Annotated in this window: 10 protein-coding genes; 6 read left to right on the forward strand and 4 right to left on the reverse strand. The window is 68.1% G+C overall.

Annotated elements, in window-relative coordinates:
* The first annotated feature begins 195 nt into the window (after window positions 1-195).
* Entirely contained in the window at window positions 196-3,030 is a 2,835-nt protein-coding gene (locus QNJ30_19445; GenBank protein MDJ0945648.1) for a hypothetical protein, read from the forward strand.
* A gap of 10 nt (window positions 3,031-3,040) precedes the next feature.
* Here QNJ30_19445 and QNJ30_19450 read toward each other — a convergent pair whose 3' ends face one another.
* Window positions 3,041-3,595: a DUF1353 domain-containing protein gene (locus tag QNJ30_19450; GenBank protein ID MDJ0945649.1), complete on the reverse strand. Its 555-nt coding sequence runs from the start codon at window positions 3,593-3,595 to the stop codon at window positions 3,041-3,043.
* Between the two features lie 359 nt (window positions 3,596-3,954).
* Here QNJ30_19450 and QNJ30_19455 point away from each other — a divergent pair, with 359 nt between their 5' ends.
* Both QNJ30_19455 and QNJ30_19460 read left to right on the forward strand, forming a co-directional pair.
* The gene (locus QNJ30_19455; GenBank protein ID MDJ0945650.1) at window positions 3,955-5,127 is read left to right on the forward strand and encodes an adenylate/guanylate cyclase domain-containing protein; all 1,173 of its coding nucleotides are present in this window, start codon (window positions 3,955-3,957) and stop codon (window positions 5,125-5,127) included.
* Window positions 5,128-5,463: 336 nt separating this feature from the next.
* Entirely contained in the window at window positions 5,464-6,024 is a 561-nt protein-coding gene (locus QNJ30_19460) for a hypothetical protein (GenBank protein MDJ0945651.1), read from the forward strand.
* Between the two features lie 18 nt (window positions 6,025-6,042).
* Here QNJ30_19460 and QNJ30_19465 read toward each other — a convergent pair whose 3' ends face one another.
* From QNJ30_19465 to QNJ30_19475, 3 genes are all read right to left on the reverse strand, one after another.
* Window positions 6,043-6,435, reverse strand: coding sequence for a VOC family protein (locus tag QNJ30_19465; protein ID MDJ0945652.1), 393 nt, complete (start codon window positions 6,433-6,435; stop codon window positions 6,043-6,045).
* 18 nt (window positions 6,436-6,453) lie between these two features.
* Window positions 6,454-9,030, reverse strand: a complete 2,577-nt coding sequence (locus QNJ30_19470; GenBank protein ID MDJ0945653.1) for a DUF3772 domain-containing protein — start codon at window positions 9,028-9,030, stop codon at window positions 6,454-6,456.
* A 250-nt stretch (window positions 9,031-9,280) separates the two neighbouring features.
* Window positions 9,281-10,537, reverse strand: a complete 1,257-nt coding sequence (locus QNJ30_19475; GenBank protein ID MDJ0945654.1) for a hypothetical protein — start codon at window positions 10,535-10,537, stop codon at window positions 9,281-9,283.
* A gap of 205 nt (window positions 10,538-10,742) precedes the next feature.
* On the opposite strand from QNJ30_19475, the gene QNJ30_19480 reads away from it, so the two are divergent.
* From QNJ30_19480 to QNJ30_19490, 3 genes are all read left to right on the forward strand, one after another.
* A complete protein-coding gene (locus QNJ30_19480; protein ID MDJ0945655.1) occupies window positions 10,743-11,141 on the forward strand; it encodes a hypothetical protein in 399 nt (132 codons plus the stop codon).
* 52 nt (window positions 11,142-11,193) lie between these two features.
* Window positions 11,194-11,673 carry a CYTH domain-containing protein gene (locus QNJ30_19485; protein ID MDJ0945656.1) on the forward strand — a complete coding sequence of 160 codons (480 nt, stop codon included), beginning with the start codon at window positions 11,194-11,196 and terminating at the stop codon, window positions 11,671-11,673.
* Window positions 11,674-11,876: 203 nt separating this feature from the next.
* The gene (locus QNJ30_19490) at window positions 11,877-13,046 is read left to right on the forward strand and encodes a serine hydrolase (GenBank protein ID MDJ0945657.1); all 1,170 of its coding nucleotides are present in this window, start codon (window positions 11,877-11,879) and stop codon (window positions 13,044-13,046) included.
* Window positions 13,047-13,067: the final 21 nt, after the last annotated feature.

Genomic DNA, 13,067 nt, shown 5'->3' on the forward strand with positions numbered 1-13,067 from the left:
GGCGCGCACCGGCGCGGCACGACGGCGCCGGCGATCGCCCCGGTCGCCGGCGGAGCGGGTGCCCGACCCGTTCCCTCAAGGGGGTGCGCGATAGAGTGTGGGATATGCCACGCGGCCGAGCGCGCGACCTGCTAGGATTCGGGCCGAGCCGACGCGACCGTCGGCGCAGGACTCCTTGAGACGGGGGACTCGGGGATGGCCGCTCGCGAAATCCGGGGCAAGAGACGAAGCCGCGCCTTGGGCGCCACACTCGCGCTGCTGTTCTGCGGCTTGGCCGGGCCGGCGCAGGCCGAGACCGCGCAGCCCGAACGCAAGGGCCTGCGCGCGCTGGCGCCTCCCGAGAACGCGCTCCGCCTGACGCCCGGCCCCGACGGCCGGGTCCTGATGCAGCTGGACGTCGCGGCCCTGAAGCCGGAGCTTCCCGTCGCGCTCACCCTGCGGACCTTCTGGGACCGGGACGGGACGCCTTACGACTTCGCGCTGGAGGACCCCGATGCCGAGGCGGAGGCAAAGACCGCCACCACCAAAGTCGGCCGGCCGATCCGGCTGAAGGCCGAGGGGATCCCCGAGGGCCGGGTGGTCTGGGGCATCCTCGAGGCAGAGCAGGAGAAGATCACCCATCGCCTGCCTCTGGCTCTGGGCGCCTTCGGCCCCGCGGTCGAGGGCGCGCCGGCCGTCACCGTCTCCGCCGAGGGCGCCGCACGCCTGACCCTGGACGTCGGCCGGCACCGGGCCTTCGGCGAGACGGCGCGCTTTGAGCTGACGCCCTTCACAGCGGCAGGGCACGAGGCGGAGGTCCGCTTCGCCACCGCGACGCCGGAACCGGGCGAGACCACGCGGGACGTCGCGCTGCCCGAGGGCCGGCAGCGGATCACGCTCGAGCTCGACGCCGCCTCGCTGCGAGCCGAGACCGCCTACAGCGGCGCGCTGCGGACCGTGATCGGCGAGCGGCGCTTCATAGAGACCGAGCTCGTCCTGACCCGGCAGAAGTGGCCGCCCGGCCCGAGTTTCCGGCCGATCCCCGACAGCAAGGGCCGGCTGCCCCTCGGGTTGACCCTGGGCGCCGTCGGCGACCAGCCGGTCCACGGCTTCTGGGTCGAGAGCGTCACCGCCGCGACGGAGGATATCGCCCCGCAGGAGCATCTCGCGATAACCCTGGACGGCGAGTCCCTCACGGAGTTCGACCCAACCCGGCCGGAAGACCTCGGACGCCGCATCCTGGAGCCCGGGGTCAGAAAGAACATCCTCGTCGAGGCCAGGACGGACCTGCCCGCGGGAAGCCACGAGGTGACGCTCAAGATCGCCGCCCTCAACGTCGACCCGTCGCGCTGGGAGGAGGTGAAGACCACCCTGGTCGTGCCCCGGCATTGGTTCTGGCCGGTGTTCTGGCTGGTCCTGGCCGTCTTCGCGTCCTACGGCACGACCAAGTGGCTCGCCGCCATGATCCAGCGCCGCAACTTGCGCGCCCGCATCACCGAGATCCAGAAGCAGTCCTGGCTGCGCAGCGACCGCTGGGGCGCGCTGCCGGTGGTCCGAGCCTTCGGGCGGGCCAAGATGGCGGACAAGGCCCTGAGCCATCGCTTCGGCGAGGGCCTGTCGTCCTGGCCGAAGCGGCTGAGCCGCTTCATCACGACCCCCAAGCTGATCGCCGACGAGGTCAAGGAGGTGGAGGACCGTATGGAGGTCCTCAAGCGCCTGAACGAGCTGGCGATCTACTGGAAGGCCGCGCCCTCGGCCACCGGCGTCACGGTGAGCGGCGTCGATGACAGGATCGTCAAGCGTGCCCAGAAGGCCCTGCGCGGGATCGTCGACCGCCTCGGCCAGCTGCAGGAGCGCGAGGCGGTCGACGACGCGATCCTGGCCGACATCGCGGCCCTGGAGGCCTGGGAAGACCGCCAGAAGCTGGAGGCCGGCTACTGGGCGAGCCTGCGGGTCGACATGCAGTTGCTCCTGGACAGCGTCGACCTGGACCGCTTCGACTTCGACGACGCGCCCCGGCAGCGCCTGGCGGCGGGGCTGCGGGCGGCGCTGGAGGCCGCGCCCGACGATTCTGCCATCTCGGCCGCGCTCGACGCCGCCGAAGCGGTGGCGGAAAAGGGCGTGGGCCCGCTTCGGGAACGCCTGACCCCCCTGCCGGCCGGGATCGCCGACGCGAAGGCGACCGAAAGCGACCTCCAGGCCCTGGAGGACAGCGATCGGGAGGTCGTGCGAAGGCTCAGGGCGGGGCTCGACCCGGGGACCGCGCCGGGGACCCTGAACGGGATGATCCGGATGGAGCAAAGCTACATCTGGCTGAAGCTGATCTGGGAACAGCGCGGCGACGACCAGCGCCGAAGGAACCTCGTCGACCAGGTGCGCCAAGACAGGCCCTTGGAAGAGGCCCTGAAGGAGTTCGACGAAGAGGTCTGGACGCGCCTCAAGGTGCCGGGCGTGATCAAGGTGGTGCCGCCGGACGCCCAGAGGCGGGTCGAGGAGTTCCAGCCCATCGACTTCAAGGTCGAATGCGCCGATCCGCTGGCCGACACCTACCTCTTCAAGCACGGCCTGGAGTACGAGTGGACCATCGACTGGGGCGGCGAGCGGCTGCTCAAGCTGATTACGCGCTCGACCGTCGTGACCCAGTTCATTCCCAAGAGGGACGTCGAGGTGAAGGTCGGCGTGCTGGTCCGGCGCGGCCGGGACTCCCTGCGCATCGGGCTGCCGCCCGAGGAGCCGGAGGCCGAAACGGGGGCGGAGGCGCCCGGCGAAGCGGCCGAACCCCTTGCCTGGGCGGCACGCTTCAAGACCCACCAGACCAGCGCCTTCGACCACCTCTGGCCGACGCCGACGCCGGAGCTGATCGGGATCGCGATCGCCCTCGCCCTCGCCCTCTTGACCGGCCTGCAGTCGAACGTCTTCGCGGCGGCGCTGGTGGGCTCCTGGAAGGAGGACCTCGCCCTGATCGCCTGGGGTGTCGGCGCCGATCAGACCAAGAACCTGCTCGCCAACCTGGACAGCCTCACCAAGGGCAAAGGGCCGGCCGGGACCTGACGCCCCGCGTTCAGCCGTCGCGGCCGTGCCCGGGGGCGACCTGGGGGAGCCAGAGCTCCATCCGGCTCTTGAGGGTGTAGCGCTTTCTGCGGAACACGCGCCAGCCGATCGGGGTGTGCACGACGTCGTAGATCAGCTTGCGGTTCTTGACCTTCGACGCCGCCATGCCGGCGAGGAAGACGGCGTCGGCGAAGTTCCAGTCGCGCTTCTGCGCCTTGTTCCGGAAATCGGTCCAGGCCATGTAGAGGTAGTCGTGCACGATGCTCGCCTCGAGATGGGGGCCGATCGGCCCGACGAAGGACCAGAGAAGGTCCGGGACCGAGGCGAGGTCGGTGTAGAGGCCGCGCGGCGCCTTGATGGTCAGCGGGTAGGGATCGCCCGCCTTGGGGTGCACGGTCAGGCTCACGCGGAAGTTGGCGGAGAGCTGCCACAGCGATCGCGGCCTCTTGTCGACGTGGACCTTGGCGTGGCGGACGAACTTCAGCTCGTCCAGGTAGGTAAAGTCCGTGATCTTGTCGATCTCGCCCGTGGGAAAGGGGTCCGGGCCGGGGTTCCATGCTGCCATCGTGTCCTCCTGCAGGATCCTGCTTTGACCGCCGATCGAAGCGGCAGGCTATCCCCCGGCGGAACCCGGTGACTGTGGCTTTTCCCTCACCGCCGCAAGGGCTGGCAGGCGGCGGGTCGCCGCGCGCCATCGAATTGGTCAGGACCAAGACTCTTTGGTAAGACTTGGCGGATGAGGCGTGAACGGCCAGCGAAGCGCAGCCGCCATGGCGCCGGCCCGGACCCCGACGGGCGGATGACCGCCGGGTCACCTGCGTCCCGACGCATCGGCGGGCCGACATGAGCCACGGGCCAGCGGACGCCGCCCCCCTCCCGCCCCTCGATCTCGGCGGTCTTCCGCTCTGGCTCGTGGAGCAAGGCATGCGGGGCCTGCCGGTGGGCGAGCAAATCGCCGGGTTTTGCCGGAGAGTCTATGACGCCGGCTTTCCGATGAAGCGGGCGCAGATGGGCATGTACACGCTTCATCCCCGCTATGGCTCGCACACCTTCGTGTGGCGGCCCGGGGCCGAGGGGATAGAGCATGTTCCGCGCGAGCGCGCGATCCAAAGCCGTGACGTCTATCTGAAGAGCCCCGTCCACCATATGCGCAGCAAGGGCCTCCTGGCCCTGCGCCGGCGGCTCGATGTGGGCGACCCGGAGGAGTTCGTCCTCTTCCCCGAATTGCGCGCGGAAGGGCTGGTCGACTATGCGGCGCAGATCGTGCCCTACGACTCCACGCAGCTGGAGCTCATCGCGAAGGGACTCGACGCGGCCGGCGCGCTCGACGGGATCTTCTTCTCCTGCGCCACCGACCGGCCCGAAGGCTTCGACGACGGCCAGCTCGACCAGGTCGTCCAGGCGCTTCCCTATCTGGCGATCTGCGCGAAATCGCGCCTGACCTACGATGTCGCGAGCACGGTGCTCGAGACCTATCTCGGCAGGGACGCCGGTCACCGGGTGCTGACGGGCGCGATCGAGCGCGGCTCGGCCGAGGCCATCCGCGCCGTCATCTGGTTCTCCGATCTGCGCGGCTTCACCAGGCTGACCGACAGCCTGCCGCGCGACCTCCTCATCGCGGCGCTCAACGACTATCTCGAGGCGATGGCCGAGCCGGTCCAGGCCAACAACGGTCAGATCCTCAAGTTCATGGGCGACGGCCTGCTCGCCACCTTCGACCTGACGGGGCGCGACGATGCGGCCGTGTGCCGGGACGCCCTCGCGGCGGCGGCGGACCTGCGCGCGTCCTTTCCGGCCCTCAACGAGGCCCGCGAAGCCGCCGGAAAGCCGATCATGGACTTCGGCTTGGCCTTGCACCTGGGCGAGGTCTTCTACGGCAATATCGGCGCCAGCGAGCGGCTCGACTTCACCGTGGTCGGACCGGCGGTCAACGAGGCCAGCCGCATTCAAGCGCTCTGCAAGTCCCTCGACCGCAGCATCCTGATTTCCAGCACCTTTCAAGAGTCCGCCGGCAGCAAGCTCGGGCTGGAATCCCTCGGCCTTCACGCGCTTCGCGGCGTCCGGGAGCCGCAGGAGCTCTTCGGCCTCGCGGGCTGAAGCGGGATCCGCCGTCGGGCGGCGCCGGATCGAGCGGGGACCGAGAACACGCTGGGCACTGCCCTTCGATAGGTCAGAGCATGATCGTCGGATCTCTTGCCTGGCGGTAGCGACCGCAGCACCTTTTCAAGCAGCGGGTCTCGAGATTCCGGCGCGAGTCCAAGACACCCCGCTTCCGCGGCGGCGCAAATCGCCCTTCTCTCGACCCTCTATGAAACAGATCAACGCACAACCCAGGATTGCCGGATAACTTGTCGACCATGGCCAATCCGATCGAGGTCTCGACGGCGACGTCGGCCCGCGGACCTCGGTCATCAGAGAGGAGGCAATCGAAAAATGGTGAAACCAAGTCTCGAGGTATCGACGGTTGCGAGAAGGATCGCCGGCCTTGTCAGCAGCGCAACGGCGGCTGTCATTCTATTTCTGGCGCTGCCCGCCGCCGCGACAGATGCCAGATCTTTTGCGGATTTCGAAGTGCTTTGCCAGGTTCTGGATGAGACGGGTCTGAACGAGAAAGCGGAGTTCAGGGGCGGTGAAACGGCGATCCTGCGCCTGGCGATGAACATTCCCGAAGACGTCTACGATGATCAGATCGACGTGCAGGTCTTGGCCGAGATCAAGGTCAAGGGCTTCAAGTACCGGGTCAGGCTTCCCATCCTCGACGTCGATATCCCGGAGCGGCCCGAACGCTTTTCGATCGACGGCTATACCCCGGATCTGCAGACCTTCACCCCTTTCCGGCAACTGGACACCTTCAATGATGTCGACTTCGATGCGCAGGTTGCGGTCAAGCTCCCCGACAACGTGCCGAACACGAAGTTCACCTTGAAAGCCATAGGGACGATCAAGGGCGCCGGTAAACAATCGTGCAAGCAGAATGTCAGGTTGATCAGATGAACTTCGGGCCGGCAGCCGTCACCCGCGGCTCTCGGGGAGCTCGGCATAGACCTCCAGGACGTTGCCTTCGGGGTCTGTGAAGTACAGCGTGCGGTGGCCCCAGGTTTGGTCGCGCGGCGGATCGAGCACCTCGACGCCGCAGGCCTTCAGCTCTTCGTAACAGGCGTCGACCTCGTCTTGGCCGACCCGAAAGGCGAGCTGCACCGCCGGCCCCTCGACGCGGCGGCCCTCGAAGGCGCCGTCCAGCGGCCGCAAGGCCAGCGCCGTCGTGCCGATCTGGAACCGGATCCAGTCGGCGCGTTCGTAGACGATATCGAAGCCCAGGACATCGCGATAGAAACGTCGCGCCGCCCGGAGGTCGCGGCAGGGCAGGACGACGTAGTCGAGCGACGCTATGGCTTTCAGGGACATCGGCGGCCCGAACCCGATCTAGGTTTCGCCGTCCTGGTCCGGCAGATCTTCGGGCCGCTTGCCGCCGCGCATCGGCAGGACCTTGCCCGAGGGCGCGGCGGCGGCCGCCTCCGGGGCCGCCGCCAGGGCGCCCTGCTGGTAGACATGCACGTCGCGTTGCGGGAAGGGGATGGTGATGCCCGCCTCGCGGAAGGCGGCATCGATCGCGAAGCGCAGGTCGCTCGAGATCGCCAGGTAGTTGTTCATGTCGCGGATGAAGAAGCGCAGCTCGAACAGCAGCGCGCTGTCGCCGAAGTCCATGAACACCACATAGGGCTGCGGCCAGGGCTTGATGCCGGGATGCCCCCTGGCACAGTCGAGCAGGACTCGGCGGACCTGGTCGGTGTCCGAGCCGTAGGCGACGCCGACCTTCAGCTCGATCCGGCCGGAGCGGTCCTTGTACATCCAGTTGGTGACCCGGCCCGCGATCAGCTCGGAGTTCGGGATGATCACCGAGGCATTGGAAAAGGTCAGGATCTCGGTGCTGCGCACGCTGATGCGCTTGACCGTACCTTGGTCCTGGCCGACCACGATCCAGTCGCCGACCTTGATCGGCCGTTCGATCAGCAGGATCAGGCCCGAGACGAAGTTGTTGACGATGCTCTGCATCCCGAAGCCGATGCCGACCGAAAGCGCGCCGGCGATGATCGCAAGCCCGGACAGGTCGACGCCCGCGGTGTCGATGCCGACCAAGGCCGCCAGCACGAAGCCGGCGTAGCCGAAGCCGGTGTTGATCGCGTTGCGCACGCCCACGTCCATGCGCGTCTGCATCAGGACGCGCCGGTTGATGAAGCGCTGCAGGAAGCGGACCACCATGATCAGGACGACGAAGACCGCGATGCCGATCAGCACGTCGGCCGGCGAGAAGCTGCGCCCGCCGACCGAGATCCCGGACAGGGCCCAGCCGATGCGTTCGAAGACGTTGTCCCAGCGGCCGCCCCAGAGCGGCACCAGGAAGACCACGACCGCGGAGAATATGGCGATGTCGATCAGCAGCAGGGTCCAGACGAAGATCGGGCTGGGGGCCTCGTCCGGCGCCGGCGGCTTGTCGTCCGACGAGGTCAGGACCGCGGCCAGATCACGCGCCAGGCCGTGAAACACGACGCCGAGCAGAAGGATGCCGGTGCTGACGACCATCCGTTCGCCGATGTAGATCGCCAAGACGCCGTAACCGATGAGCGATACGGTCGGCACCGCGATGGCAAGGCCGGTGATCAGCACGCGAAACACCAGCCACCAATTGCTTCGGCCCTCGGACTCCTCCAAAGGCGGCTCCGGCGTCTCGCCGGCCCTGGCCGCCACGGCTCGCGCGTCCTCCTCCGGGGACAGCCACAGCCGATTGTCGAGGGTCGTCGCCAGGAACACCACGGCTATCGCGCCGTCCACGACGAAGGCATAGGCGTATCGCAGCGAGAGGGAGGGCTCGACGGCCGCGAAGGAAAAGAGGATCAGCTGATCGATGCCCAAGATCACCGCGAGCGTGACCGCGCGGCGATACCAGAGGCGCGCCGCCAGATCGCCCAGATTGACCAGACGCCAGTGCGGCATGGAGGGAGACAGCAAGGCCTTGGGCAGGCCGCGCAAGAGGCTGACGGCAACCACCGCGAAGAGAACGCCGAGCGCCAGGCTCTGGAACGGCCCGAACATCAGGCCTCGGCTCAGCAGCGCGCCATAGGCGGCCGCGACCACCAGGATCGGAATCGCGACATTCGCCGTGGTCTCGGCGAAGCCGGCCAGGACGCGCGTGCGGTAGCTCGGCTCTTCGATCTCGGGATCGCGCGCGAAGTGCCGGAGCAGCCAGCGGCGCAGGTACCAGCCGAGGGCGCCTGCCGCAAAGACGGCGATGAAGATGCCGGCGAGATAACCGCTTCCGGCCGCGCCGACTTCTGGCGAATTGTACCACTGCCCGGGCACGGTCAGGATTCGGCCGGACCAGATCGCGAGATCCGCGACGGCGCTGGACCAGGTATCGAAGGACAGCACGGAGGGAGTTCGCACCAGAAGCTCGGCCGTCAGGACCTCGCGCTGCGCGTCGGCGATCTGGTCGACCAGCAGGCCGGTCGCTTGGATCAGGACGTCGATCGACTTGAGCTGCCCCGCGGGCGTGGTCAGCAGCTCGTTGAGGTAACGCCGTTGCGACGCCACGGATTCCGCTTCCGGCGCCGCGCCCTCCGTCGGCGGCGGGCCCAGGGCATCGACCAGCGCGTTGAGCCTGGACACCTCCGTCTGCAGGGGCCTCCGGACCTCGTTCAGCTGCCGCCGCACCGCGTCGACCGTCGAATCGAGCTCGGCGAGGACGGCCGGGGAGAGGTCCGCGTCCTGGAGCTGGGCGTCGACCCGCTCGAGGATCCGGGTCCAGCGCTCGATGCGTTGCCGCAACTCCTCCTGGCCCGGCCGGGCCGGCGGCATCGCCTCGGCCGGCGCCGTTGCGGCCTCGCTCGGCACTGCGCGGGTTTCGGTCGGCGCGGCTTGGCCCGAGGTGGCTTGCGCGAAGGCCGGACCGCCGGTCGCCAGCAAGGCCGCGACCAGGGCGGGGATCAGCCAAGCGCGGGACATGGCGTCAGTCTGCCCATCGATCCTGATCCCTGACTCCTTCGGGTGACCTGCCCCGGGACGCTCTGTCTACGAGCCGAACTCGGCCCCCAGCTTGCCGCTAGAGCGGGATGACATGAAGCCGATCCAGCTTCATGTCTGAATCCCGCTCTCTTTCAACAGTTTAGAGCACGATTCAGACAAGAGGTCGATTCGACCTCATGTCATCGTGCTCTAGGCGCCAAGATCCGGGGTCCGGGCGGTCCTGCGCCGACTACTCCTGCTTTGCCTCGACCAGCAGCAGGCCGGCCTGTTCCTTCACGGTCCAGCCCAGCGCCTCGATCCCGGCGCGGGCCGGCTGCGAGACCCGGCCCTCGAACCAGAGCTCGGCGCTCTTGACGTCCGCCGCAGCCGCCTTCTCCTCGGTCAGCTTCTGGGTGATCGCCGCGGCCTCGGCCGACCAGAGCAGGTAGTCGAGGGGGAAAATCCCGACCAGGCGGCCTTCCTTGGTCTTCTGCACGACCAGCTCGCCGACCTCGACGATGTCGGTCGCCGCGACCTTGTTGTGGAAGTTGGACATCATCTCCGCGCGCTGCTGGAAGTAGCGGGCCATGGCCTTGTCCGGGGCGCCGCCGGCCTCGGTCAGGAAGAGCTCGCGGCCCTGCGCCTCCGGCATCCGCTTCAGCGCCTCGACCAGCAGCAGCTTCTCCAGGGGCGAGTAGTTGTAGTTGCGCAGGAAGGTGGCGACGATCCCCTCGTCGATCTCCATTTCGAGGAGTTCCTTCTCGTGGATCTCGGTGAGCTGCGCGGGCGGGTTGTCGATCAGGACCTTGTTCATGTCTTCGGTCAGGCTCAGCGCGAGCACCGGGTACTCCAGCACGGTGTCCTGGGTCGCCACGCCCATGCCCACGCTGGCCGTCATGCCGCCGGCGAAGGCCGCGCGGGCCACCGACACCAGGGCCTCCTGCAGGGGCTCCCAGTCGGTGTAGGGATCGACTCCGAGCTCGACCGCGAAGGCCCGCTTGGTCCCCGCCCAGCCGGCCGCGGCGGAGAGCGCGCCTTCCTGGTTGGGATCGTCCGAGGTGATCGAGTTGGCGATGTTGCCGAACCAGCGCCCGACGCCCTTGACCGCGCCGCTGGTGGTCTCGATCGGCGAGGTGACCACGTTGTAGGCGCCTTCGATCGGCGACAGCACGCCGTTCTTCAGGCCCTCGCCGAACTGCCCGGCGCGGCTCATGGAGTCCAGCGTCTTGAGCGCCTGGATCTCCTGCAGGCGGACCCTCAGCCGGTAGTCGCCGACCGCCTCGAGCTCGCCCCAGTCGGTGGTCAGGGCGTAGGTGTTGATGTAGCCGTCGTTCCGGGCCTCCGGCCCGACCGAGAAGCCCTCGCCGGACATCATCTTTTGCGGCACGAAGTCCGTGGCCTTGAAGTTCTGCGGGACCTTCTCAAAGTCCGCGGCGCCCGCCGCCGCCGGCGCCAGAAGCCCCGCAAGCAGAATCAAAAGCGCGCGCTGCCCGCCGCTGCGACCCATCGTCGTTCCTCCCAGTTTCCGGGTCCGGCCCGCCCCCCGGGCGGATCGCCGGTCGTGCTCCCAAGACGAGCGAGCCTAGCACCTTCCACCCGCGGCGAGCCATGATTTAGCTCTCGCGCCTCCTGCGCCCCGGCCGCGGGTCTGGCCGGCCGGCGGCCGCGCTGGCATGCTCCTCCGGAGGCCGCCGCCGGAGAAGGATCACGCGATGCGCGCAGTCGCCTGGTTGCGGGTCAGCTACTGGTCCGGGGCCGTCGCCGACGTCCTGGTGGGCGTGCTGACCCTGATCCCGGACAGGATGGGCGAGACCGAGATCCGCTACCCCATGGCCCTGGCCGCGACGGTGATGTTCTGCTGGGCGGGCCTGCTGGTCTGGGCCGACCGCCGGCCGCTCGAGCGCCGCGGCGTGCTGCTGCCGACCATCGCGGTGGTGCTCGGCCTCATGGCCTCGGGCGTCTACGCCGTCGCCGCCGGCATCCTGCCCCCGGCGCGCATCGTCCCGACCAGCCTCCTGGGCGTCGTCCTGACCGCGCTCTTCGTCTTCAGCTATCGCAAGGCCGGCCGGGTCGAAGCCGAGCGACTGGCTGCTGAACGTCCCTTGCGCTAGCCTCGGCATCCGGGAGATCGTCGCAGCGAAGACAAGGAACGGGGGGCCGGGCATGGCCAAGGAGATCGAACGCAAGTTCCTGGTCGCCGGCGCGGGCTGGCGCGCGCAGGCGACGGGCAGCCGCGCGCTGCGCCAGGGCTACCTGGCGCAGACCGAGAGGCTGGCGATCCGGGTCCGCATCCTCGACGAGGCCGAGGCCTACCTCACCTTCAAGTCCGCGCTTCCCGGCACCACCCGCGCCGAGTTCGAGTACCCCATCCCCCTGGACGACGCCCGCGAACTTCTGGCCCTGGCCGAGGGCCTGGTGATCGAGAAGCGCCGCCACCTGGTGCCCCTCGGCGGCCTGACCTGGGAGGTCGACGTCTTCGCCGGCGCCCACGCCGGCCTGGTCCTCGCCGAGATCGAGCTGCCGGCCGAGGACACCCCTTTCGAGCGCCCCGACTGGCTCGGCCGCGAGGTCACCGGCGAGCGCCGCTACTACAACGCCAGCCTCGCCCTCGAACGCCCGGACGCCGACGCCGGACAGGACTGAGGGGCCGGCACCCGGTGCTCGCCTGTCGCCTCCCCAAGTCTGAAATCGGCGGCGATCCGGACCCCGCTGCCCGCCGCCCCGAACGGCCGGGAATGGCCAGGTCCCGACATGCCAAGGCTCTGCGTCTGGTAGCCCCGGTTGCGCGATTTTGGCGGGGCCTGTCTGTCCACCCCCTTCTTGAACGATCGCTGCAGGCGACAAAGTTGATCGATATTCTGATCTTGGAGAAAACCCACAGTCTTGGAATCAGGATGCAGCTCATGTTCGCGCGTCGTCCGGTGTCGGTTCTTGCGAGTGTCATACTCTGCGCCTCGGTCAGTTCGGCACAGGCGGACTCCCCGCAGGCATGGGAACGCATCTCTCTGGCCGAGGCTGGGTTCTTGCCGGATGTGGGAGAGCAGATTGATGACGCCGTCGAGACAAAGGAGTTTGACAATCTCCATGCCGTCATCGTTGCCAGAGGCGGGAAGCTGGTCCTGGAGCGATACTATGAAGGCGAGGACAGGCGCACCCGGGGGCCAGCTTTGGGCGTCGTCAAGTTTGGCCCCGAGGTCAAGCACGACCTCCGTTCCGTCACCAAGAGCATCGTCGGCCTGCTGTACGGGATTGCACTGGCCGATGGAAAAGTCCCCGACCTAGATCAGTCGCTTGTTGGCCAGTTTCCGGCCTACGGGGATCTCGCAGCCGATCCCAAGAGAGGTCGAATGACCGTCCGTCACGCTCTGTCGATGACGCTCGGAACCGCGTGGGACGAGGGTTTGCCCTATTCCGATCCGCGCAATAGCGAGACCGCGATGGATCGGGCAGCCGATCGGTACCGCTACGTTCTGGAGCGGCCGATGGTCGCGGAACCTGGCACCCGGTGGACCTACAATGGCGGCGCGACTGCAGTGCTTGCGAAACTGATCAGTCGAGGCACCGGACGGCCGCTGCTCGACTACGCCCGCGAGACCCTGTTCGAACCGCTGGGAATCGCCGACGTGGAATGGGTCGCCGACTCGGACGGCGAGCCCTTTGCGGCTTCTGGTCTGCGCATGCGCCCACGAGATCTCGCCAGGATCGGCCAGCTGATCCTCGATCGCGGAACCTGGGGCGACTCTCAGCTGGTGCCGTCCGAATGGCTCGATCAATCCGTGACGCCAACGGTTCGAGCGAATGATATCGAATACGGCTATCATTGGTGGCTCGGCAAAGTGCGAGGCACCGATCAGCCTTGGATGGCCGCCTTTGGCAACGGCGGCCAGTGCCTTTTCATCGCCCCGAGCCTGGAGCTCGTGGTCGTGATCACGGCCGGCAACTACAACAAGCCGGGCGATCAGGATCTGCCCTTCGCCGTCATAGACAAGGTTGGAGCAGCCCTGCGAGACCGGTGAACGCCAGCCCCCATAACGGCG

The sequence above is a fragment of the Kiloniellales bacterium genome (genome assembly GCA_030066685.1).
Classification (GTDB): Bacteria; Pseudomonadota; Alphaproteobacteria; order Kiloniellales; family JAKSBE01; genus JAKSBE01.